This is a genomic window from Lujinxingia vulgaris, assembly GCF_007997015.1.
In the GTDB taxonomy this organism is placed as follows: domain Bacteria; phylum Myxococcota_A; class Bradymonadia; order Bradymonadales; family Bradymonadaceae; genus Lujinxingia; species Lujinxingia vulgaris.
In genome coordinates this window covers 24,589-46,193 of the sequence record NZ_VOSM01000005.1, presented here as the reverse complement: position 1 = coordinate 46,193, position 21,605 = coordinate 24,589, and the positions used below count along the sequence as shown (strand labels likewise).

The window sequence follows — 21,605 nt, the reverse complement described above, 5'->3', positions numbered from 1 at the left end:
GCCGATGAACCTTCTGGTGGTGACCAGCAGCTACCCGCGTTTTGAGGGTGATGGGGCGGGCGCCTTTGTGGCGCGCTGGTGTGAGAGCCTGGCCGCGCGCGGGCATCGCGTGCGGGTGCTGTGCTTTCGTGGCGAGGGTGTGCCGCCGGGCCCGGCGCGCGAGGTGGGTGGGGTGCGGGTGCATTTTGTGCCTTACGCGCCGCGCGCCTGGGAGCGTTTGTTTTTCGGGGCGGGTGGTCCGGAAAACCTGGAGAAGTCGCCGGCGCTGGCCGCCCTGATGGTGCCGGCTCTCGGGGCGATGCTGGCCGCCGGGTTGCAGGAGCTGCGCACAGAGCGTGCGGATCGCATTGTGGGGCACTGGGTGCTTCCGGGCGGGTTGCTCGCCAGGATGCTCGGTCGCATTACGGGCGTGCCCTCGGTGGTGGTGGGGCATTCGGGTGGGGTGCACGCGCTGGGGCGCTTGCCGCCAAAGCTGGCGCGTGCGCTGGCTGGCGAGGTGCTGGTCGGAGCGGTGACGATGAGCAGCGAGGTACTTGCCAGGAGGCTCTGCGAGCTGGCCGGCGATCCTCTCCAGGCCGGATCGGTGGTGGTGGCGCCGATGGGCTACGACGCGCCGGATCTTCAGGTGCAGCGAGCGCATGGCGACGAAAGCAAGGTCGACAACGAAAGAAACGCCCCATCTCCATCGCCAGCGACGCTGCGGGTGGGGTTTATGGGGAGGCTGGTGCCGATCAAGGGCGTGGATCGGGCGATTGCGGTGGTCCGAGAGCTGCGGTCGGCCGGAGTGGAGGTGGTGCTTCAGATCGCCGGCGATGGGCCGGAGCGCCGGGGGTTGGAGGCGCGGGGTGGCGAGGGCATCGCTTTTCTGGGACATGTCAGCGGAGCGCGGAAGTCCGCATTCCTCAAGGGGATCGACGTGTTTCTTCTGCCCTCCAGGCGCCTCAATGGAGGGCGCCATGAGGGGCTGCCCGTCTCGTTGCTGGAGGCCGCCGGGGTGGGGGCGGTGCCGGTGGTCGGAGAGGTGCCCGGGGTGGGCCGCTGGCTGGAGGAGCCCGCCTGGCAGGTCGCCAGCACGGATGCCGGGCTGCGGGCCGCTCTGCAGCTTGCAGCCCGGCTCAAAGCCGAGGACTCGCCGCGATTTGAAGCGCTGCGCCAGGCCAGCCGCCAGCGCGTGGGGGCGCTGCGATGGTCCGAGTACGGCGCGCGCTGGGAGCGTTGGCTGGAGGATCCGCAGCACCCCTTCTGGGAGGATGAGCCCGGTATGTAAGCTGCGCGCGGCGGGCTTCAGCGCACCATTTTGGAGAAACGTTTGAACGCGGGGTGCTCGGCGCTGCGCAGCGCATCGAAGACCAGCGTCTCGTAGTTGGAGATGATGGCGCCGCTCTGCTCCATGACGCGCAGGCCGTTGTCGCGGTTCTCCAGGCGGCGGCTGATGACCGCGTCGAAGGGCACCACGACCTGGTGTCGGCGGTAGATCAGCTCGCGGACGGTGGCCTGCACGCAGATATGCGCCTCCATGCCGCAGACGACAATCCGTTTGGGAAGCTCGATCAGGAAGCGGTGAAAGTCGGGGGCGGAGCAGGCATCGAAGCTCATCTTCTCGACGCGCTCGGCACCGGCCTTTTGCAGCGTGTCGAGGAGCGAGGCTTCGGTCGGGCCCAGGCCCGCCGGGTACTGCTCGGTGTACACGATCGGCGCGCCGATCTCGGCGGCGAGCTCCACCAGGGTTTTGGTGGCGTGGAGGCAGCGCTCCATTTCGGGCTGGGGCATCGCTTTGAGCAGGCGCTCCTGCACATCGATCACCAGGAGGCTGGTCTGCGCGCTTAAATAGATGTCGCTCATGGTAAGTCCTTGAATTTATTGGGCAATAAGGCGTTTGTTTGGCGCGTTGCTGTGACGGGATTTTACGGGGGATTTCTTGGGCAACGTGCTCAGGTCTGTTAGGGTCTGAGCCGACGAGGGGTGGGGCAAAGGCTAGAGGTTCAAGAGGCTGCGGACAAGTCCGCGCCTGGTGGTTGGCAGAAGGTGCCCGGTGGTGAAGCGAGCTCAAATCAAGGGGAAGTGGCGGCTGTGGGCGCTGGCTGGAGCGTGCGCGCTGGTGTTTGCGGCCTGCGGCGACGATGGCCAGGTCAACGACGTGCCGGTGCCGGTGGAGTCGGCGCGGATGCTGGTCGAGGAGCGGGTGGGTGACCTGGGGCCGGTGCTGGAACAGGCGGCCCGTGAGCAGGCGCTTCGCCAGGCGGTGGAGGAGCTTGTGGCGCATGAGTCGGCCCGGCCCTTTGCTGCGCGGGTTGTCTCGGGGTTGCGTTATGCCACCGTCTTTCAGCGGGAGTACATCGACGGGGAGCTCTGGCCCTTTTTGAGCGACGAAGACGGCCTCAGTGAAGTTGGTGAGGCGGTGCTTGCGCAGGTGCAGCGCGCGGAGCTGCACGCGATGGATGACAGCGAGTTTGGGCTGGCGCGGATCGAAGCCTTGCTGGCGCGCCATGGCAAAGCCGCGGCGCCTGCGGCCGAAGCCTCGGATGAGGCGAAGACCTTTTCGCTGCGCCCGGCCGAGGTCGAAGCGCTGGTGGCGGCCGTCGACGAGCTGGGAGAGGAGCAGGGGGACCTGGAGGGACCGATTGTAGAGCGCGCGTTGATTCGCGGGGGCAGCGGGCTGGCCCGCGTGCAGGAGTTTGTGAACGCGCGGGCCGAAGCCATTGCGCAGCCGGCGGCGTTGCGCGCCGAACTCGAGCTCTATGTGGCCGACGCCGCGCTGCGCTACGCCCGGGAGATGCGCCACGCCAACCTCAATCGCCTGGACTGGCGCGATCTTCGCGACGCGGGGGGTTCCACGGAGCTCATTCTGGGGAGGATGCAGCGCACCCTTCAGGCGCTCTATCAGGCCGGGGATGCCGCCGAGGTCGCGTCGGTGTTTGAGGGGTTGGAGCCGGATCATCCGCAGTACCGGGCGCTCTTTGAGGCGACCGAGCGTTACCGGCAGATCGTGGAGGAGGGCGGCTGGAAACGGGTGCGTAAGGTGCCGCTGGAGGAGGGCTATCGGAGCGTGTGGGTGGAGGTGCTGCGCGAGCGCCTCAAACGCGAAGGGTATCCGCAGCCCTCGCCTGCTGAGGCGGCCGCTGAGGTGGCGCAGGCGGCAGAGGAAGTCGAGGCGATCGAAGAGGTTGTGTTGGCGTCGGTCTCCGATGCGATCGCCGTGGCCGCTGAAGGTAGCGGCGCCGAAACGCTGGATGAGGTCGACCCGAAGGTGATGGACGCCGAGCTCATTGAAGCGATGCGCCATTACCGCCAGACCCACCAGTTCCGCACCGAAGGAGAGCCCACGCCCGGGGTGTGGCGAAGCCTCAATGTGAGCGCCGAAGATCGCCTGGCGCAGATGGAGCTGACGCTTAAGCGCTGGCGCGAGACGCACCTCGACGGCGACGAAGACTTCATCTTTGTGAACATCCCCGATTTTCACGCCGAGGTATATGTGGGCGGGGAGCGCAAGATGCGCTTTCGGGTGGTCGTGGGCAATAACAAGCGGGTCTGCGATCGGGAGACGGGCCGCTGGGTCTACCCCAACGCCACGCCGGTGCAGTGGGCGCCGATGGAACATATGATCCTCAACCCCTCCTGGTACGTTCCGCCTCGCCTTGTGCGGGAGTCGCTTGAGCCGAAGGTTCAGGAGAACCCCGACTATTACGAGGAAGAGGGCTACGAGGTGCTGCAGCTGGGCAGCGGCGAAGCCGTGCGCCAGAAGCCCGGACCGAACAACGCCCTCGGTGTGGCGAAGTTTATCTTCCCCAACGAACACAACACCTACCTGCATGATACCCCCCAGAAGCATTATTTTGAGTACCCGGTGCGCGGTTACAGCTCGGGTTGCGTGCGGGTGCAGGAGCCGGTGGAGCTGGCTCGCTTTCTGGCCAACTACGACGGACGCGACGTCGATGTGAATGAGACCATCGCCTCGGGACGAACTCGAAAGATTGAGTTTGAGAACCAACTGCCGGTGATCACCGAGTACTACACGGTGTGGATCGATGATGAGGGTTACGCGAACTTTCTGGCCGACATCTACCGCGATGACGCACGACGCAGCTCCGAGGACCCGGAGGCCTTTGATGATTGCTCCTCACGCTTCGCCCCGAAGGAGGTCGAGCTGGAGGGCAGCGAGGAGCAGCCCGAGGGCGTTGGAAGCGACTTCGGCCCCTGATGGCCGGGGGCGTTTGAGGTTGACGCTGCCGTGGGTTTCACCTAGTTTGCGCCTGTTCGTAGGTTGAATTGCGCGAGTAGCTCAGCTGGATAGAGCGCTGGCCTCCGGAGCCAGAGGTCGTGGGTTCGAATCCCGCCTTGCGCATCACGCGATACACTTAGATCACCCCCGTGCCGGATTCCGGCACGGGGGTGATTTTTTTTAGTCGAGTTTGAGCAAGGACTTCAGCGTAGCCTGGTCCTTTTCGGCAAAAGCCTGCTCGGCGCGCAGGCTCTCGCGGGCGCGCCCGAGGGTGACGACGGCTTCGACGCGCCCCTGTTTCAGGTAGCCTACAATGGCGTCGCGCTCGTCGAGATCGCCGCGGATGACGATGTCGTCGTAGTCGGTGCTGTGGCCGACGTACTTGAGGTTCAGATCGAAGTGGCGGCTCCAGAAGAAGGGAACGAGCAGCAGGGGCTCGACCGGCAGGTCGAGTATCACGCGGGCGGCGCGCTGGGCCAGGCGTTGGGCCAGCACCCAGTGCTCCACGCGCGCCGGTGCGTTGGATGAAGGTTCGGGGAAGCGGGCCACATCGCCGACAGCGAAGATGGCCGGATCGCTGGAGCGCAGGTTCTCGTCGACGACCACGCCGTTGTCGACGTTGAGGCCGGCCTCTTCGGCCAGCGAGACGCGGGGGCGCACGCCGGTGCCGAGCACCACGAAGTCAAAGTCGAGGGTGTCTCCATCGCTTAAGTGGGCTTTGCCCTCGGCGAAGCGCTCGACGGTGCGGCCCAGACGGAAGTTCACACCGTTGGCCTCGTGGGTCTTCTGGACGAGGCGCCCGAGCTCTTTGCCGAGCACCTTCTCCAGAGGAACGCTGTCGGGAGCGACCACGGTGACGTCGAGCTCGCGGTTGCGCAATGAGGCGGCGACCTCCAGACCGATGAAGCCCGCGCCAACGACCAGCGCGCGCTGCCCGGCTTCGGCCGCCTCGATGATGCGGGAGGTGTCGTTGAGCGAGCGCAGGGTGAAGTGGTCAACCTCGCTGAGCCCCTCAATCGGCGGGAGCACGGGCTCGGCGCCGGTAGCGAAGAGGAGCGCATCATAAGCGAACTTCTCGCCAGTTGCGGTGCGCACTGTTTGAGCGTCGCGATCGATGGCGCTGACTTCGACGCCTGTGACCAGGTGCACGTCGAGCTCGTTCCAGCGCTCGTCGCCGCCGAGGGGGATCCACGCTTCGGGAGCTTCGCCGGCCAGATAATCTTTGGAGAGGTTGGGCCGGTCGACCGGGCCGCTCTCTTCGGCGCCGATCATCACGATCTTCCCGCGGTAGCCTTCGTGGCGCAGCAGCTCGGCGGCCGCAGCGGCGGCGGCGCCGGCGCCCACCATCACGATGCTTTGCAGCGCCTCACCCCGGGCCGCAGGCTCAGCGGCGTCTTTTCTGGGGCCTACACGCACAGTGCCGTCTTCCAGGGTCACCGGATAACACCCGGTGCCGGTGAGAGCCGGCGCGCTGACCGACTCGCCAGTGCGCAGGCTGAAGGCGGCGTGGTGCCAGGGGCAGTGGATGGAGTCGCCCACCACAAGACCCTCTTCCAGCGGGCCGCCATAATGCGAACAGCGCGCACCAATCGCAAAGACCTCCTCGCCCTTTCGCACCACCACGACCGCATCGTCACCGACGTGGCCGACCACCGGGGAGTCTGGAGTGAGGTCGGCCAGGGCGATGCCCTGCGTGAGATCGGGTCCTGAGACATCGCTTTGTCCTGCCATCACATACTCCTTTGAAGTCGGTGGTCATCGGCATCGCTATCGCGGGGGGCGCATCGCTCGCTGTGACGATACGAACCCGAAGCGCTGACGCGCAGAGTCCCGCGGAGTGAGGGGAAACCTTAGGCCGCCGACCTGCCCGTCAAGGGGCAGGAAGAAAAAAAGTTGCACACCTATTCAGGGTGCACATGTTCAGCGTCGTGCCGTAGAAAACGTGGATTCGGGGGCGACGACTGCTCGTTGATCGCGCATCACCGTGTGCCTTGAGGGTGACCGGAGGATGTCGAGTTCGATTTGTCAGCGAGGCGTTTGTGGGGGTAGAGTGAGCGCACAACTCACAAAAAGCAGTCGTTGCAGCGGAGGGCAATGTGATGAACCACGCCGGTCATCAGGTGCATTTTCTGGAGCGGTTGGAACGTGTCGATGGCGAGGAGCAAGAGCTGGCGTTGAAGCTCTACTACGACGCCGATTTTGTGCGTGCGTATCTCGATGGCATGCATATCCCCCCGGAGTTTGAGCGCGTTGCGCTCGCACTCTCCGACGAGCCCGATGGCCCTCATGTAGTGGTCACCCGGGGCGGGACCTTTGTGACCTGTCTGGGGGCCGGGATGAAGCCGCGGGGGCTCTACGTGCTGGAGCGAGCGCGGACAGTGGGACTGCATGGGTATCTGGAGCAGATGCGGGAGGCGTGCGACAAGGTGGTGAACTCCGACCTTGTCCCGAAGCGGGTGTTTCGTACGGCGCGTGAGGCGTGCCACTGCCTTTCGCGGGAGGCGTTTGAGGAGTTTCGTCTGGTCGCGGCGCTTTGTAGCGAAGAACTCTACCCCTCCCTGACTCAATGCTCAGGTAAGGTGGCACGAGGCTTTCAAGGCCTCTCGCTGCGTCTGGGCTCGAAGGCTCGCCGAATCCGCAAGATGTCTCCAGCGTTGGAGAAGCGCCTGCGCGAGTATTGGGAAGATCTCTTTTTCTTGAGCCATCTGACGGTGGTTCACGCAGCAAATGCCGCTGAGCTGGAAATCGTGTTTCGCGAGACGCAGCGAGCCGAAGAGTTAGTGGAGTTGAACCTCTTTGTGCTCTATGCGGAGATGCTCTTCGGGGTGTCGTTGCGCGCTCTCTGGTGCGCTGCGGCCTACGCGGACGTGATGGTGCCGCGCCTTATGAAGGCGTTGCGCTGGGAGGATGCCGGTAAAAAGGGGTACTACGCGATGGTGATGACGGTCATCGCGTTGCGACATCCTGAGTACCATCAAGCGCTTGTGGCCTTGTTTCGTTCGTGGGAATCCGCCGCGTGTAACAGCGGCGAAAAGGTCAGTGAGAATCAGGGAATCGAGTTGATCCTCAGTCGGATTCTCTTGCCGGTGCTGGAATCCCCGGAAGAGGCGCGAGAAGAGCATCTAAGACGCGCGCGTTTCCAGTACGCGGAGGCGAGGAAAGTTCAGACAGCTCAGGGCTTGAGCGGCACGCCGGAGACGCCCAATGATGCCGAGGTGCTGGCGGCATATCATCTGATGCTCTTCGATCGTCAGGGCGGGAATACAACCATCTACCACCTTGCTCAGGCGCTTCCTTATCTGGCGCAGGCCCGCGCGGCGGATCTGTATCCACCGGCAGACCTGGTGCGCAATGAGCCTTCCTGGGCCCCTTTTGTCGGGTTGGCATGGCTGGAGCATCTGGGGATGCGGCTCTCCTCTCGTGCTCCCGCCAAGACGAAGGAGACGCCCGGTCGAAACGATCGTTGTCCCTGCGCCAGCGGGCGTAAGTACAAACGATGTTGCGCGCGCGCGGAGGCGATGAGCTGAGATGGCGCTCCACCGAGCGCGACACGCTGCCGGGGAGACGCCACGCCGGCGGTCCATGCCCGACGAGCGATGGGGGGGGCTTGTCCGGGCGATGTGGCGAAGATGGGGGGGCGCAAAAGCCCGATTTGGTGTGCCCGATGTCGCGTCGTCGCGGAGGAGGTGTGCCCCGAAGTGGAAGCATTGGCGCGGCTGCGCTATGACTTTCAGGACTTCGAGGACTTCTCGTCGAGGGTGAGGTTCGGTTGATTTGAGTGAGGGCGCAGAGTGCAAGTTCGAACGATGTGGTGGTTGGCGGTTGCGGCGGCGTGTGTGACCTGGGTTGGATGCGGGACCGAGCAGGCCGATGAGCCCGTGGTCATTGAAGAGCAGGGGCCACCCTATGCCCCGGAGTGGGATGGAAGTGAGCCCCTGGGTGGGGAGCGCGCGGCGACGGTGGCGCTGCCCGCGAATTATTCGGTGGAGCGTCGCTGGCCGCTGGTGATCGCGCTGCACGGCTTTTCGGCGTCGCCGGGCTGGGTGGATCGTTTTCTGGGGCTGAGCGATATGGTCGATGATCGGGAGTTTATCGCGGTGCTGCCGCCGGGGACGGTCGGCGCCGGCGATCTTAGCTACTGGAACGCCACCGAGGCCTGTTGCGACTTTGCCGACAGCGGCGTTGACGATGTGGCCTACCTCAGCGCGCTTATCGATGAGGTCAGCGCGCGACTGGCCGTCGACCCGGAGCGGATCTATTTTATGGGACACTCCAACGGCGGCTTTATGGCGTACCGGATGGCCTGTGAACTCAGCGATCGTATTCGCGCGGTGACGGTGGTGGCCGGCTCGGTGGATGCCGATCCGGAGGCGTGTCAGCCCACCCATCCCGTCAGCGTGCTGCATGTGCACGGCGATGAGGACGAGGTGATTCCCTACGGCGGCGGAGCGCTCAGTGGCGAGCGTTATCCGGGGGCGGAGGAGGTCGCCGCGCGCTGGGCGGGTCTTCAGGGCTGTGAGGAGGCTGTGGCTGGCGAGGCGGTCGATGTGGTGCTCGGGGTTACCGGCGCGGAGACCGAGGTCGAGCGCTGGCAGGGCTGTCAGCCGGGCGCGAGCGTTGAGCTCTGGTCGATGCGAGGTGCCGAGCATAACCCGACGCTGAGCACGGTGGGGAAGCGGGCGTTGGTCGATTTTCTGCTTGAGCAGCGCTGAGAAGTTGTGGGGATAGGACGCAAGAGCTGACAGGTTTGAGGGGGGATATTTGCGCGACGGGGAGGGGATGTGGGATCCTCACCGTCGAGCGCGACAGGGGGGGAGGCAGGCGATGAGCACGAATCCGTACGATAGGAACACGATGGGCGTGAAGGTGGGGCGAGAATCAAAGCAGGGTGAATCACAGCTCGAAGAGCTGGCAGATAAGATCAGCGATGCGCGCGAGCGCATCGCCCATACCGAGATCTTCAGCGCGGAAGACATCGCCAACAGCGTCAGCCACGGCGTCGGGCTGGGCGCGGCGATTGTGGGTTTTGTGGTGTTGATGGTCAGCGCCTGGGCCACCGGCGTGGCGCTGCAGATTGTCAGCGCGCTGGTCTACGGGCTGACGCTTGTGGCGCTCTTTGCGGCCTCCACGATTTACCACAGCGTGACTCAGCCGCGGGTGCGGCGCGCATTGCAGGTGCTCGATCACTGCGCGGTGTTCTTTCTGATCGCCGGCACCTACACCCCCTTTGCCCTGGTGACGCTGCAGGGCACGCTGGGCTGGACGATCATGGGGGTGATCTGGTCGTTGGCTCTGCTGGGGGTGACGATCAAGCTCTTCTGGTTCGGGCGATTTGAGGGGTTGAGCCTGGCGCTCTATCTGCTGATGGGGTGGACCATCGTCTTTGCGATCAAACCCCTGTGGCTGGCCCTGGAGCCGGGAGGGGTGTTTTTGCTCTTTGGCGGAGGGCTCTTTTACACCGCGGGGGTGGCGTTCTTTGTGTGGGAGCGCCTCTTTTTGAATCACGCCATCTGGCACCTTTTTGTGCTCGGGGGGAGCGTGTGTCACTTCCTGGCGATTCTGTTTTACGTGCTGGGTTAAGGTAGCCGGGGTGGCGCGTGATGAAGGGCCGGACGTGCCTCTCGACGCGGTGCGAAGCGCTCTGATGAGACCCGGGTGAGGGTGGGTTTGAGCGCCTCGCCAGGCCATGAGCGTGGGGAATGCTCGGGGCGCTGCGCTCCTTACATTTGCAGCAGAGTTGACAATATTTAGTCATTATGTATACTTAGTCGTCTTGATCAGGGAGTTGATGATGGATGATCAGACAACGAGCGGCGCGCACCGAGCGCGCTTATTCGCTGTGCCAGCGTCGAGAGATGCCGGCGTGAAAAAAGCTCACCTTTCGTAAGGTCCAGTTCTTCTCGAGCGGAGGAAGATGTTGGGCGCCCGGGGCGGCGCATCCTCTTGGTGAAAGCGGTTGTGCCCATCGGGCGACATTGACGTAGAACCCAGGAGAGCGTTTGGACACTTTAGACGTGGTCAAGAAGGCGGAAGAGCGGGGCGGTAGTGAGCGGCGCGAGGCGATTGAGCAGGTGCTCATCGGCGCGCGGCAGCTCGGTTGTGATATGCAGGTTGGCGGCGGTCGTGCCGGCGGCATGAACCTACGCTACGGGGCGATCGGCTATGCTATCCTCGATGTGAACACCAAGGGTGTGGTCAAACTCTATGCGTCTCCCCACCCGGGCAAAGACGCCACCGATGAGCATCGCGAGGCGCTCAACGCCTTTATTGAGGCGCGCGAGGCGCTCGAGCCGAAGTCCTTTCCGGTCAACACCTACGGGCACCTCGAAGATCCCATCGAAGAGATCGGGCCGGGGCCGCTGGTGGCCTTTGTGGAGCGCGCGGTGCAGCTGATTCGCAAGAGCTATTATGAGCCGTGGCGCGAGCTGCACGAGGCCTGAGGAAAAGGGTCGCTCGACCCGGGCCTCCCGACCGCCATCGGGACGCCTGACGCAGCATGTTGGAGCGATGCTTCAACCCGGAGCCCTCCGCGAGACATGGTCTCGCGGGGGGCTTTTTTGCGTGTGGGCGCGGCGAAGAGCGGGTCTGCGACCGGGCTTCAAGGCTGAAAAGAGAGCACCTGCTGAAAAAAAGTTGAGGGGAGCACGCAAGATCGTCGCCAAACGCTCGATAACAAAAGGGCAGGGGCGACGATGAGCTGTTCGGAGAGGAGTACGTCGCCCGCAGGACAAGGTCTGGTGAGGGCTGACGATGAATATTATGGGCGTGCTGAGCAATGCGGCCGACGCGATCAGCGATATTGGCAAGGCTGCCGCGTCGGTGGTGGATGTGGTGGGCGACGTCGGGGGCGACGGGATCGACGCGCTGGGCGGGCTCTTTGAGGGCGACAGCGTTGAGATCGGAGGGAAGGAGGACTCGGGCGGTTTTTTCGACCTGGTGGGGGATGTCTTTAAGGGGAAGATGAGCATCGGCTCGGCAGCCAACAGCGCGCTCGACGGGCTGGGTTTACCGGACTGGGTGGGGGATGTGGCCGGGGCAGCCGTGGATTTTGGTACGGGCAACGTCGCTGGCGGCATTGAGAATGGTCTCAAGGTGGCCGGGCATGTGGCCGAAGCCTGCGGGGGGGAGGAGATCGCCGGATTCTGCCGCTCGGCCAGCGATGTGGTGGGGATGTTCTACGAGGTGGCGGGGCCGATCGTTCAAAAGGTCGGGTTAACGGTGGCCACCGGCGGCGCTGGCGGCGCCAGCCTTCTGGCTGGCGGGGGCGGTGCGAGTCTTCTGGGAGGGCTGGGAAGCGGCGCCGGGCTCTTTGCCAATGTGGGCCAGCTCGGCGGGCTGGCCAGTCAGGCAGGCTCGGTGATGGAGTTCGGTCGCACCGCGATGGATGTGATCAACACAGTGAAGACCGGCGCCGGGCTCCTGGAGAACATCCCCCAGTTGGTCGGCATGTTTGACGGGGCCTTTGATACGCTGGGCGATCTGACCGGCGGGCTGGGGGAGGCCAACGGGGAGGTCAAAGAAGCGCTGAGCCAGGCGCTTGAACAGGTGATGCGCGAGATGGGTGACGCCAACGCCGACGTGGCCTCCCTGGGCACGCAGATCTTTGAGCAGGCTCACGCCATGCTCATGGACCGGGCGCAGAGCATGAGCAGCGGGCTCACCGACGCGGCGCAGACCCAGCTGCAGCAGGTCACCCACGAGGCGCTCGAGACGATGCGCGGGCTGCTCGATATGGGCGGGCTCGACCAGGGGGTGCTCGGCGATGTGATGGGACTTCTGGGCCAGCTCGACGGGCTCAACCTCACGCGCACGGTCTCGGATATGATGGGTGCGTTTTTGCGGGCCTGATAAGCGCTGGATCGATCCCCCCCTTAATCTTTGCACGTGAATGCCAGAGGAGATTTCACCATGAGTGAGCAGCAGAAGAGCAAGAGTGAAACGGAGCAGGCCTGGGAAGCAGCCCCCGATCTGGTGGCGGCGCAGACCCAGGAGTTGGCCAGGCGTTTTTATAAAAAGGGCGAGCTGGGGCGAGCTGAGGAGGTATTGGGTAAGTTGATCAAGATGCGCCCGGCGATGTCGTGGGCGCATGCGCTGCTGGGGGTGGTGTACCGGCGTCAGGGGCGGCTGCTCAAGGCCCTGGAGTCGTTGCAGCGGGCGGCCGAGATCGACAACACCGATCGCAACACGCTGGTCAACCTCGGCGAGTGCCTGGTGCTTGCGGGCAAGGTGCCCGAGGGGGTCGATGTGCTGCGGGCGGTCTTTGAGATGGGCTACGACCCTGAGAAGGCCCCGGAAGAGCATGATATGCTCACGCGTCGGGCCGGCGCGCAGCTGGAGGTGATTCAGCGGGCGGCGCGTAAGGTCGAGGCCGATCTTCGGGCGAAGCTCGAGGGCTAACGCCGGGGCGGCTCGGGCTCGTCGTCCAAAAGCGGTCGAAGGGCGGGGGTGTCGAGGTCATCGAGTTGGCCTCGACGCACCGCCCAGACAAAAGCCGCCACCGAGCTCAGCGTGAGCACAAGCGCCAGGGGAATGAGCAGGTAGAGGATGTTCATGCGGCAGACTCCCGGGCAAGGGGGGAGGGCGTTTGCGGCGCGGGGGCAGGGGAGGCGGCGTTGGCCGCGTCCGGCGATGCGCTTCGGGGGGGACGCGGCTCAAAGGATCGCTGGGAGAGCGAGGAGGCGACCACCGCCAGTGAGCTTATCGGCATGAGCAGCGCGGCTACAAGGGGGGAGACCAGCCCGAGGGCGGCCAGGCTCACGCCGAAGACGTTGTAGATGGCCGAGCCCGTGAGGTTTCGACGCACGGTGCGCATGATGATGGAGGAGCCGTCGAGGAGATCTTCGATGGGGGTCAGGCCCTGGCGCATCAGGAAGATGTCGGCGGCCTGGAGGCTGGCCTCGGACCCGCCGTAGACGGCCACGCCGACGTGGGCGGCCTGCAGCGCGGCGGCGTCGTTGACCCCGTCGCCGATCATGGCGACGGTGGCGTCGGGGTGAACGTCTCGAAGGGCCTCAATGATGGCGACCTTATCTTCGGGGCTGGCGCCCCCGCGGACCCGGGCGTTGTCGATGCCGAGCTCTTCGCCGACGCGAGCCACAAGCTCCGGGTGATCGCCGGAGACCAGATGCACACGCACGCCACGTTGACCCAGGCGCGCCACAAGCTCGGTGGCGCCCGGGCGCAGGCGGTCGCCCAGACCCAGCAGCAGGCGCGGCTCCTCATCGACCATCACCACCAGGGGGGTAAGTCCCCGGGCGGCGAACTCCGAGGCGCGCACCCGCCAGCGATGATCCTCGGGAAGTTGCCAATCCGGGCGCCCCACCGCCACGCGTTGCTCGCCGACCCGACCGGTGATGCCGCGCCCGGTGTGCTCCTCGACCTCGCGGGTGGGGAGCGGTGCGAAGCCGGCTTGCGGCGGCGCGGCCGCCACCAGCGCGCGGGCCAGCGGGTGGCTGGAGTGCGACTCCAGCGCGCTGGCAAGGTGCAGCGCCTCCTCGTCGCCCTCAAGGGCGGCGACGGTGGGCTGACCCACGGTCAGCGTGCCGGTCTTATCGAAGATCAGATCCGTGAGGTGGTCGAGGGCCTCAATGACGTCGTCGTTTTTGATGTGCACGCCGCGGCGCGCAGCGCGACCGGCGCCCACGCTCATCGCGAGCGGCGTGGCCATGCCCAGCGCGCAGGGACACGAGATCACCAGCAGGGCCACGGCGTTGGGGATGGCGCGCGAGGGCTCAACCAGCGCCCAGACCAGCGCGGTGAGCAGGGCGGCGCCCAGCACCGCGAGCACGAAGATGCCCCCCAGGCGGTCGGCGAGCTGCACGATGGGCGCGCGCTGACTTTGATGATCTTCGATCCAGCGCAGGAGTTTGCCCACGCGGGTCTCTTCGGCGGTGGCGCGCACCTCGACGTGCAAGAGGGCGCCGAGGTTGGTGACGCCGGCTTCAATCACCTGCCCCGGGGCGATCTTCTCCGGTCGCGACTCGCCGGTGAGCAGGGCGCGTAGAACTTCGCTGCGGCCGAGGGTCACCACGCCGTCGGCGGCGACGACATCACCGGTGCGAACTTCGATGAGGTCGCCCGGACGCAGGGAGGTTGCGAGCACGGCTTCGGCGCGCTCTCGGAGCTGGGAGGTGGGCTCGTCGGCGCGGCGAAGCAAGCGCGCGCTGCGCGGGAGCAGTGAGTAGAGGCGCTCGGCGGCATCGGCGGCGCGCGCGTTACCCCTCAGTTGCAGATAACGCGCGCTGAGCAACGCGGCGATGAGCACGGTGAGCGAGTCGAACCACACGTCGCCCTGGCCCCACACGGTGTTGTAGACCGAATGGATCCAGCCCACGCCGATCCCTAAGGCGATGGGCACGTCGATGGAGAGGTGGGTAAGCCCGGTACTTAACTTCTGCGAGAAGGCGGTGCGCAAGGAGGCCCAGGCGCGGCGAAAAAAGATCGATCCGCCGACGAACATCGCCACCACGCTCAAGCCTAAGCTGAGCCAGCGCATCGTGGTGTGCAGCCCGGCATCCGAGAGGGCGCTTAAGCCTGCGTACTCGGCGATGGCGAAGATCATCGTGTTCATCGCCACCGCCCAGCTGATGCCCACGCGGGTGAGCAGGCGGCCTAAGCCCTGGTTGCGAACTTCGCGCTGGTCGGCGCGCAGCGGGTGGGCGCGGTAGCCAAAGCGCGCCAGCGCCTGGCCGACCTGGGAGAGGCGCACCTGCGCCGGATCCCAGCGCAACGAGAGCAGCCCGCGGGTTAAATCCAGGCGCGCGCTCAAGACTCCGTCCATCAGCTCGGGGAGGCGCTCGATGAGCCAGACGCATCCGGCACAATGCACCCCTTCGAGGTGCAGCCGGGCGCTTAAGCTGCCGTCTTCGTGCTGGCGTGCGTGTTCGTTTAAGAAGGCTTCGGAGTCGAGCAGCGGCGCGAGCTCGGCGGCCACATCGGGGGCCTGCGCCGGCTGCGGATCGCTGCTCCAGGTGTCGCGAAGCTGATAAAAGCTATCGAGCCCGGACTCGTGCAAGGCCAGGTAGACGGAGTGACAGCCCACACAGCAGAAGCTCGGGGCATCTTCGGGCGCGCCCGCGGGGGGCGGCGGTGCCGGCAGCCCGCAGTGCGCGCAGGGGACCGACGAAGGTTGGGTCATGGGGACCTCTCCACCCGGTGGGTGCGCTCGTAGGTGGTCTCACCGCTCTGAAGATGCAGCGTCACATCCCAGACGCCCGGCGCAAGCGGGGCGTCCGCAAGAATGTAGTGGCCGGGCTGGCCGTCGGGGCGAGCGATGAGCGGGACGGTGGCGCGGGGCTCTACGTCGGAGGCCAACCGAAAGCTCGCGCTGCCGCTGAGCGTAAGAGGTTGGCCCTGGCGGTCGCGTACGGCGACTTCGGCGCGCTCGTCGTTGACGCTCAGGGCCACCGTCCACCCCAGCTCACGGGAGGCTTCATCAGTAGCCACCGACTCATCCCAGGCCACCGCGCGTTCGTAGTAGTCCGGCACAATGCGCGGGCCGCCGTCGGAGGCCGAGGCCACGATGATCGACATGCCCGAGCCCATGCAGATGCCCAGGATCGCGATGATAAAACCCGGCCAGAAGATGTGTGAGGGGATCGAGAGCATATCAGTCTCCAGGGGAGGTGGGTCCCAAAAGCGGGAAGCTCGAGGTGGCCCAGGGCTCGCCCTCGATGAGGATCTCAAAGGTGGCGGTGGCTGAGCCGCCGGGCAAGGATGCCGGCGGGGCGGTCGTCCAGACCTCCACGCGCGTGAGTTCGCCAGCCTCAAGCGCGATGGTCTGCGGGCCGACCACACGCACGCTCGCACCTTCAGGCTCGGTGACGCGCAGGGTGGCCTGGCGATCCTCGCCGGTGCGGTTACGCAGGCGAATGCGCAGGCGGTTGGCGATCTGACCGTCTGCAAGCTCGGTAAAGGCCGGTCCGGGCATGCGCCCGATGTCGACCTCCAGGGGCTGGCGCTGGCCGATGAGCGCCACAAAGAGCGTGCTGAGCACCACCAGCGCTACGCCGTAGGCCATCAGGCGCGGGCGCAGCACACGGGTGGGCTTGTTCTCAATGGCGTTCTCGGAGGTGTAACGGATCAGCCCGCGGGGCTTGTCGATGGCGTCCATGATCGCGTCGCAGGCGTCGACGCACTGGGTGCACGAGACGCACTCCATCTGCAGGCCGTCGCGGATGTCGATGCCGGTGGGGCAGGTGCGCACACACGCCCCGCAGTCGATGCAGTCGCCCAGGCGCGCCTGCGGATTCTCCAGATCGATGGGACCTTTCGACCTGAGCCGGCGCCCGCGGGGCTCGCCGCGCCCCGGGTCGTAGCTGACAATCAGCGAATCGCGGTCCATCAGCACCGACTGAAAGCGGGCGTAAGGGCAGGTGATGGTGCACATCTGCTCGCGGAAATAGCCGAAGTCAAAGAGCACCAGGGCGGTGGTGATGGCCATGGTCGCAAAATAGCCGGGGTGCTGGGCCGGGCTAAGGGTCATCCAGCGCAGGAGCTCGGGCCAGCTCACGAAGTAAGCCACAAAGGTGTGCGCCAGAAAGAGCGAGAGCAGCGTGAAGACGGCCAGCTTGACCGCTTTGCGGGCGAACTTCTCCGGGGTCATGGGCCCGGCGTCGCGCCTTCGGCGCGCGCTTTCTTTCCCTTCGATGAGCCGCTCAATCGGGCGAAACACAAGCTCCAGATACACCGTCTGCGGACACCCCCACCCGCACCACACTCGCCCGAAGAGCGCCGTGAAGAAGAAGACGCTCAAGAGGATGATGAGCATAAAGATCATCAGGAGCACGGTGTCGGTCGAGTGCAGTGTCAGCCCGAAGAAGGTGAACTCACCGCCGGTGATGTTGAGGAAGATCGCCGGCTTGTCGGCGATCTTGATCCAGGGCAGCGCGACGAAAAACGCGATGAGCAAAAAGCCCACCACGCGCCGGGCGTTGAGAAAGCGGCCCGGGCTTAAGGTGGGGTAGATCCAGCGGCGAGAGCCGTCTTTGTCCATGGTGGAGAGGACGGCTTCGGGGGATTCGAGAATGGGAGGGGTGCTCATCATAGACCTCGTCATCGACGAGAGGGGAGGTCTTCCCCGACCGCTCTAAGAGGCGGCCGGGGAAGACCAGGGTTACTGCGCAAAGAAAAGAAAGATCTGACGCCGTCGACCCGCACGGCGTCAACAAGGGAGCCTGGCGCGCTATTGCAGCGAGGCGATGTAGGCGGTCAGCGCGGCGACGTCTTCCTGACGCAGCACCGGCCCCCAGGGGGGCATGCCGTTTTCGGGCACGCCGTCGCGGATGGTGGCGTAGATCTCGGGCAGGGTGCCGCCGTGGATCCACTCCTCATCGGTGAGCACCGGGCCGACCCCGCCCTCGTGGTTGGCGCCGTGGCAGGGGGCGCAGGTGCCGGAGTAGACCTCCGAGCCGCGTGCGATGGCCTCCGGATCTTCGAGCAGCGCGCTGAGCATCGCCTCGTCCACCGGCGGAGTGGCTGCGGCAAAGGCGTTGCGCGTGGTCTCCAGCTGGCGCGAGGCCTGGGTGAGCTGGGCGTCGTAGTCGTCGATAAAGTCCAGGCCTAAGGCCACCACGTAGAAGACCGACCAGACAATGGTCACGTAGAAGATCGCCAGCCACCAGCCGGGCATCGGGTTGTCGTACTCCTGGATGCCGTCGTAGTCGTGGTCCAGGAGCACATCCTGTTCGGGAGCGGAGCTCTGGGGGGTAGATTCACTCATTGGGGGGACTCCTGGCCGTCGAGGGTGCCGTCCTCCAGGGGGAGGTGTTGGGCGTGGTTGAGCTCTTCTTTGTGAGCGAAGAGGGCCCGCAGCACGATCAGCGCAAAGGCGATGACGAAGAGGATGAGGCCGACCTCGGCAAAGGCCTCCAGGCCGGCGGCTTCCATGATCTCACGTCGCATCAGTCGGCTCCTTCGGCGTTAGAGATGTCGGTGCCCAGGCGTTGCAGGTAGGCGATCAGCGCGATGAGGTCGCTGTTCTCAAGGCCCTCGGGACCGCCCTGCTCATGGAGTTCTTGAGCGATCTGAGCGGCCTGCGCGCGGGCGTCTTCCACCGCGTTTTCGGCCTCCTCGGGGGTGTAGGGCACGCCCAGGAAGATCATGGTTTCGATCTTGGTCTGGGTCTTGGAGAGGTCGAGCTCGTCGGTCTCCAGGTGCGGGTAGGCGGGCATGATCGAGCGGGTGTTGGTCGAGCGTGGGTCGATCATGTGGCGGTAATGCCAGAAGTGGTTGTACTTGCCGCCAACCCGCGCCAGATCCGGCCCGGTGCGCTTGGAGCCCCAGAGGAAGGGGTGGTCGTAGACGCCCTCGCCGGGCTTGGAGTACTCGCCATAACGCTCGATCTCATCGACCATCGGGCGGACCTGCTGGGAGTGGCAGGTGTGGCAGCCCTCGGCGATGTAGAGGTCGCGCCCCTCAAGCTCCAGCGGGGTATAAGGCTTCAAGGCGGCGATGGTGGGCACCGAGGAGCGGATGAGCAGCATCGGTACAATCTCGATGATCGAGCCCACCAGGATGGCCACCGTGGTCAGAATGGTGAAGACCAGCGGCCAACCTTCGAGCATACGGTGCCAGCCCCCCTTGAACTTCTCCTGAAGACGGTAGAGGGCGTCGTCGATGTTGGCCTGCTCGCCGGCCGGCGTGGCCAGGATGGGGCTGCTCTTAACGCTGGGTTTGGGAAGCGCAGCGGGGACCACAGCTTCCGGGTCTTCGAGGTTTTTGGGCGCGGTGCGCGCGGTCATGATCAGGTTGTAGCCGCCCAGGCAGGTGGCGATCAGGTAGATCGAGCCGCCGATAAGGCGCACCCAGTACATGGGCACAATCGCGACGACCGTCTCCATGAAGTCCGGGTACATCAGGCGCCCGGTCTCATCGAAGGCGCGCCACATAAGACCCTGGGTGATGCCGGCGCTGTACATCGCGACGATGTAGAGGAGGATGCCGACGGTCGCCAGCCAGAAGTGGGCGTTGGCAAGGCGAGTGGAGTGGAGTTTGGTCTGCCAGAGGCGCGGGGCCAGCCAGTAGATCATGCCGAAGGTCATAAAGCCGTTCCAACCGAGCGCGGCGGCGTGCACGTGGGCAATCGTCCAGTCGGTGTAGTGGCTCAGGGAGTTGACGAGCTTCACGCTCATCAGCGGACCCTCGAAGGTGGCCATGCCGTAGAAGGTGATGCCGACCACGAAGAACTTCAGAACAGGATCGGTGCGCACCTTGTCCCAGGCGCCGCGCAGGGTGAACAGGCCGTTGATCATGCCGCCCCAGCTAGGCATCCAGAGCATCACCGAGAAGACCATCCCCAGGGTGGAGGCCCACTGCGGGAGCGAGGTGTAGTGGAGGTGGTGCGGGCCGGCCCAGATGTAGATGAAGACCAGCGACCAGAAGTGCAGAATGGAGAGCTTGTAGGAGTAGATCGGGCGGTTGGCCGCCTTGGGCAGGAAGTAATACATCAGGCCCAGGAAGGGGGTGGTGAGCACGAACGCCACCGCGTTGTGGCCGTACCACCACTGGATCATCGCGTCCTGGACGCCAGCAAAGATCGAGTAGCTCTTAAAGAGCCCCACCGGGATGGCCAGGTTGTTGACGATGTGCAGCACAGCCACGGTGATGATCGTGGCGATGTAGAACCAGATGGCCACGTAGATGTGTTTTTCGCGGCGGTGCTTGAGCGTCATAAAGAAGTTCGCCGCGAAGATCACCCACACCACGGTGATGGCCAGCGCGATGGGCCACTCCAACTCCGCGTATTCTTTGGTCTGGGTAAAGCCCATCGGTAGCGTGATGGCGGCAGCCACAATGATGGCCTGCCAGCCCCAGAAGTGGAGCTTGCTCATCAGGTCGCTGAACATGCGGGCTTTCACCAGGCGCTGGGTCGAGTAGTAGACCGCAGCGAAGATGGCGTTTCCGGCGAAGGCAAAGATCACCGCGTTGGTATGCAGCGGGCGAAGCCGTCCGAAGGTGAAGTACTTGCCGAGCTCGTTGGCCGGGAAGTAGGCCAGCTGCAGGGCCAGGATGACGCCGACGAGCATGCCGATGATGCCCCAGGCGACGGTGGCGATGACGAACATCCGCACGATGCGATCATCGTAGCGGATGCGCTCGGTGGCTGCCGGGGCGAGCGTCTGAGCGGGTTGTTGGGGGGATGGCGCTCGAGTCACGGGACCTCCTGGGACTCAACATTTAGGGGGGGGGAAGGCATCTCGTCGTTGCCACGGAATCAACACCGGAGTGGTGAACCACCCGGCGGGTACGTGCGCAAGGCTTATCAAGTTGCGTGCCAGCGGGGCGATGTGGCGAAAAGACGCAGCGAAAAAGGTGCGTGCGGTACCTTGAGAGCTCCACATAGACCTTCAGGCGTGCAAAAAGTGCGTGTGACCCATCGTATGCGCAGAAAGTGCGCAGCGCAAAGATGGAGGCGTAGGGATTCGTAACGCCGCGGGAGTGGTTAGGTAGGGCGTGCGGGGCGGCCGTGGGTGTGGCGCGCCGCTTGCAGTGCGAACGCGCGATGGACCGGAGCACGGGCTTCGGGTGAGACTCGCGCGTAAGGAGTGAGGATGAGCGAGGTGGCAGAGGTCGGGGCGTGGGCGCAGGTCGCGCCTTTTTATGCGCAGGTGCTGGGCGTGGGGGTGATCTGGGTGAGCCTGCACTGCGCGGGGATGTGTGGGCCGATCCTGGCGAGCCTCACGGCGACGACCGGGGCGTGGAGCGAGCCGACGCCGGCCCGGCGCGTGATGAAGGCCTCGGCCGGGGTACTCAGCTACCAGGGGGGGCGAGCGCTGACGTATGCGGCGATGGGTGCGGGGGCGGGCGCGCTGGGGGCGATGGCCCAGGGCTGGGTGCGGGGGATGACGCAGACCGCCGGGCTGGTGGTGGCGGCGGTGCTGGTGGCCGCCGGATTGTGGAAGTTGTTGCCGGCGCGCTATCGGAGCGCGGGGGTGGGCGGCCGGCTGGGCGCAAAGGTCGCGGGCTTGAGCGGCGGGCTTTTGCAGCGGGCGATGCGTCTGGCGCCAAAGAACCGCTGGCTGAAGATGGGGGTGATGGGGCTGATGATGGGGCTTTTGCCCTGCATGCTGATGTTCTGGGTGTTGAGCATCGCTGCGGCCACCGCCAGCCCCTGGCACGGCGCCGGGGTGATGGTGCTGCTGGTGGCGATGACCACGCCGGTCTTGATGGCCGCGGCCAGCGGCTCGAGCCTGTTGGGCGGGCGTCTGCGCGCGGCTTCCACGTGGCTTGTGGCCGCGGGGCTGATCCTCTCCGGGGTGTGGATGGGGCTGATTGGCGCGGCGGCCAACGGCTGGATCGACCACGTTTATCTGGCGTTTGAGCTTTTTGGGGAGGCCTGGACGATGATGCTCTGGTGAGAGGATTGGGGGGATGCAGAGCGCGCGTG

At 65.4% G+C, this 21,605-nt stretch carries 18 protein-coding genes and 1 tRNA gene; 10 read left to right on the top strand and 9 right to left on the bottom strand.

What is annotated here, in order from left to right; translation table 11 throughout:
- The first annotated feature begins 4 nt into the window (after nt 1-4).
- Nucleotides 5-1,267: a glycosyltransferase gene (locus FRC98_RS11645; RefSeq protein ID WP_146981598.1), complete on the top strand. Its 1,263-nt coding sequence runs from the start codon at nt 5-7 to the stop codon at nt 1,265-1,267.
- Nucleotides 1,268-1,284: 17 nt separating this feature from the next.
- On the opposite strand, the gene FRC98_RS11640 is transcribed toward FRC98_RS11645, so the two are convergent.
- Nucleotides 1,285-1,842 (bottom strand): isochorismatase family protein, encoded by a 558-nt coding sequence (locus FRC98_RS11640; RefSeq protein WP_146981597.1) that lies wholly within the window; start codon nt 1,840-1,842, stop codon nt 1,285-1,287.
- A 193-nt stretch (nt 1,843-2,035) separates the two neighbouring features.
- On the opposite strand from FRC98_RS11640, the gene FRC98_RS11635 reads away from it, so the two are divergent.
- Nucleotides 2,036-4,198, top strand: a complete 2,163-nt coding sequence (locus FRC98_RS11635) for a L,D-transpeptidase family protein (RefSeq protein WP_146981595.1) — start codon at nt 2,036-2,038, stop codon at nt 4,196-4,198.
- 70 nt (nt 4,199-4,268) lie between these two features.
- Nucleotides 4,269-4,342 (top strand) — tRNA-Arg (locus FRC98_RS11630).
- Between the two features lie 57 nt (nt 4,343-4,399).
- Here the strand turns inward: FRC98_RS11630 and FRC98_RS11625 are convergent.
- Nucleotides 4,400-5,950 carry an FAD-dependent oxidoreductase gene (locus tag FRC98_RS11625; protein ID WP_146981594.1) on the bottom strand — a complete coding sequence of 517 codons (1,551 nt, stop codon included), beginning with the start codon at nt 5,948-5,950 and terminating at the stop codon, nt 4,400-4,402.
- A gap of 368 nt (nt 5,951-6,318) precedes the next feature.
- Between FRC98_RS11625 and FRC98_RS11620 the strand changes: the two genes are divergently transcribed.
- From FRC98_RS11620 to FRC98_RS11595, 6 genes are all read left to right on the top strand, one after another.
- A complete protein-coding gene (locus FRC98_RS11620; protein WP_146981592.1) occupies nt 6,319-7,746 on the top strand; it encodes a YecA family protein in 1,428 nt (475 codons plus the stop codon).
- A gap of 264 nt (nt 7,747-8,010) precedes the next feature.
- On the top strand, nt 8,011-8,931 hold the full coding sequence (locus FRC98_RS11615) for a CE1 family esterase (RefSeq protein WP_146981591.1): 921 nt from the start codon (nt 8,011-8,013) through the stop codon (nt 8,929-8,931).
- A gap of 112 nt (nt 8,932-9,043) precedes the next feature.
- Nucleotides 9,044-9,799, top strand: a complete 756-nt coding sequence (gene trhA, locus FRC98_RS11610) for a PAQR family membrane homeostasis protein TrhA (protein ID WP_230467527.1) — start codon at nt 9,044-9,046, stop codon at nt 9,797-9,799.
- A 419-nt stretch (nt 9,800-10,218) separates the two neighbouring features.
- Entirely contained in the window at nt 10,219-10,659 is a 441-nt protein-coding gene (locus tag FRC98_RS11605) for a hypothetical protein (RefSeq protein ID WP_146974547.1), read from the top strand.
- A gap of 310 nt (nt 10,660-10,969) precedes the next feature.
- Nucleotides 10,970-12,067: a hypothetical protein gene (locus FRC98_RS11600; protein ID WP_146981589.1), complete on the top strand. Its 1,098-nt coding sequence runs from the start codon at nt 10,970-10,972 to the stop codon at nt 12,065-12,067.
- Nucleotides 12,068-12,127: 60 nt separating this feature from the next.
- Nucleotides 12,128-12,616 carry a tetratricopeptide repeat protein gene (locus FRC98_RS11595; RefSeq protein WP_146981588.1) on the top strand — a complete coding sequence of 163 codons (489 nt, stop codon included), beginning with the start codon at nt 12,128-12,130 and terminating at the stop codon, nt 12,614-12,616.
- On the opposite strand, the gene ccoS is transcribed toward FRC98_RS11595, so the two are convergent.
- The 7 genes from ccoS to ccoN all read right to left on the bottom strand — a co-directional run bounded on the left by ccoS (nt 12,613) and on the right by ccoN (nt 20,373).
- A complete protein-coding gene (gene ccoS, locus FRC98_RS11590) occupies nt 12,613-12,771 on the bottom strand; it encodes a cbb3-type cytochrome oxidase assembly protein CcoS (protein WP_146981586.1) in 159 nt (52 codons plus the stop codon). The genes FRC98_RS11595 and ccoS overlap by 4 nt on opposite strands.
- Entirely contained in the window at nt 12,768-15,356 is a 2,589-nt protein-coding gene (locus FRC98_RS11585; RefSeq protein ID WP_146981585.1) for a heavy metal translocating P-type ATPase, read from the bottom strand. Before FRC98_RS11585 ends, ccoS begins: the two co-directional genes overlap by 4 nt.
- Entirely contained in the window at nt 15,353-15,826 is a 474-nt protein-coding gene (locus tag FRC98_RS11580; RefSeq protein WP_146981583.1) for a FixH family protein, read from the bottom strand. Before FRC98_RS11580 ends, FRC98_RS11585 begins: the two co-directional genes overlap by 4 nt.
- A 1-nt stretch (nt 15,827) precedes the next feature.
- Nucleotides 15,828-17,261, bottom strand: coding sequence for a cytochrome c oxidase accessory protein CcoG (gene ccoG, locus FRC98_RS11575; RefSeq protein WP_230467526.1), 1,434 nt, complete (start codon nt 17,259-17,261; stop codon nt 15,828-15,830).
- Nucleotides 17,262-17,402: 141 nt separating this feature from the next.
- Complete coding sequence (locus FRC98_RS11570) at nt 17,403-17,939, bottom strand: cbb3-type cytochrome c oxidase N-terminal domain-containing protein (protein ID WP_146981580.1); 537 nt, start codon at nt 17,937-17,939, stop codon at nt 17,403-17,405.
- Nucleotides 17,936-18,121, bottom strand: a complete 186-nt coding sequence (locus FRC98_RS11565) for a hypothetical protein (RefSeq protein ID WP_146981578.1) — start codon at nt 18,119-18,121, stop codon at nt 17,936-17,938. The genes FRC98_RS11570 and FRC98_RS11565 overlap by 4 nt, the downstream gene beginning before the upstream one ends.
- On the bottom strand, nt 18,121-20,373 hold the full coding sequence (gene ccoN / locus FRC98_RS11560; protein WP_230467525.1) for a cytochrome-c oxidase, cbb3-type subunit I: 2,253 nt from the start codon (nt 20,371-20,373) through the stop codon (nt 18,121-18,123). The genes FRC98_RS11565 and ccoN overlap by 1 nt, the downstream gene beginning before the upstream one ends.
- Nucleotides 20,374-20,769: 396 nt before the next feature.
- Here ccoN and FRC98_RS11555 point away from each other — a divergent pair, with 396 nt between their 5' ends.
- A complete protein-coding gene (locus FRC98_RS11555) occupies nt 20,770-21,576 on the top strand; it encodes a sulfite exporter TauE/SafE family protein (protein WP_146981577.1) in 807 nt (268 codons plus the stop codon).
- Nucleotides 21,577-21,605: the final 29 nt, after the last annotated feature.

What these genes read in the sequence shown, in the direction of transcription:
- FRC98_RS11640 (WP_146981597.1), bottom strand. Translation starts at nt 1,842, where the DNA reads ATGAGCGACATCTATTTAAGCGCGCAGACCAGCCTCCTGGTGATCGAT.
- trhA (WP_230467527.1), top strand. Translation starts at nt 9,044, where the DNA reads ATGAGCACGAATCCGTACGATAGGAACACGATGGGCGTGAAGGTGGGG.
- FRC98_RS11555 (WP_146981577.1), top strand. Translation starts at nt 20,770, where the DNA reads ATGAGCGAGGTGGCAGAGGTCGGGGCGTGGGCGCAGGTCGCGCCTTTT.
- FRC98_RS11625 (WP_146981594.1), bottom strand. Translation starts at nt 5,950, where the DNA reads ATGGCAGGACAAAGCGATGTCTCAGGACCCGATCTCACGCAGGGCATC.
- FRC98_RS11595 (WP_146981588.1), top strand. Translation starts at nt 12,128, where the DNA reads ATGAGTGAGCAGCAGAAGAGCAAGAGTGAAACGGAGCAGGCCTGGGAA.
- FRC98_RS11600 (WP_146981589.1), top strand. Translation starts at nt 10,970, where the DNA reads ATGAATATTATGGGCGTGCTGAGCAATGCGGCCGACGCGATCAGCGAT.
- ccoG (WP_230467526.1), bottom strand. Translation starts at nt 17,261, where the DNA reads ATGAGCACCCCTCCCATTCTCGAATCCCCCGAAGCCGTCCTCTCCACC.
- FRC98_RS11580 (WP_146981583.1), bottom strand. Translation starts at nt 15,826, where the DNA reads ATGCTCTCGATCCCCTCACACATCTTCTGGCCGGGTTTTATCATCGCG.
- ccoS (WP_146981586.1), bottom strand. Translation starts at nt 12,771, where the DNA reads ATGAACATCCTCTACCTGCTCATTCCCCTGGCGCTTGTGCTCACGCTG.
- FRC98_RS11585 (WP_146981585.1), bottom strand. Translation starts at nt 15,356, where the DNA reads ATGACCCAACCTTCGTCGGTCCCCTGCGCGCACTGCGGGCTGCCGGCA.
- FRC98_RS11645 (WP_146981598.1), top strand. Translation starts at nt 5, where the DNA reads ATGAACCTTCTGGTGGTGACCAGCAGCTACCCGCGTTTTGAGGGTGAT.
- FRC98_RS11565 (WP_146981578.1), bottom strand. Translation starts at nt 18,121, where the DNA reads ATGCGACGTGAGATCATGGAAGCCGCCGGCCTGGAGGCCTTTGCCGAG.
- FRC98_RS11620 (WP_146981592.1), top strand. Translation starts at nt 6,319, where the DNA reads ATGAACCACGCCGGTCATCAGGTGCATTTTCTGGAGCGGTTGGAACGT.
- FRC98_RS11570 (WP_146981580.1), bottom strand. Translation starts at nt 17,939, where the DNA reads ATGAGTGAATCTACCCCCCAGAGCTCCGCTCCCGAACAGGATGTGCTC.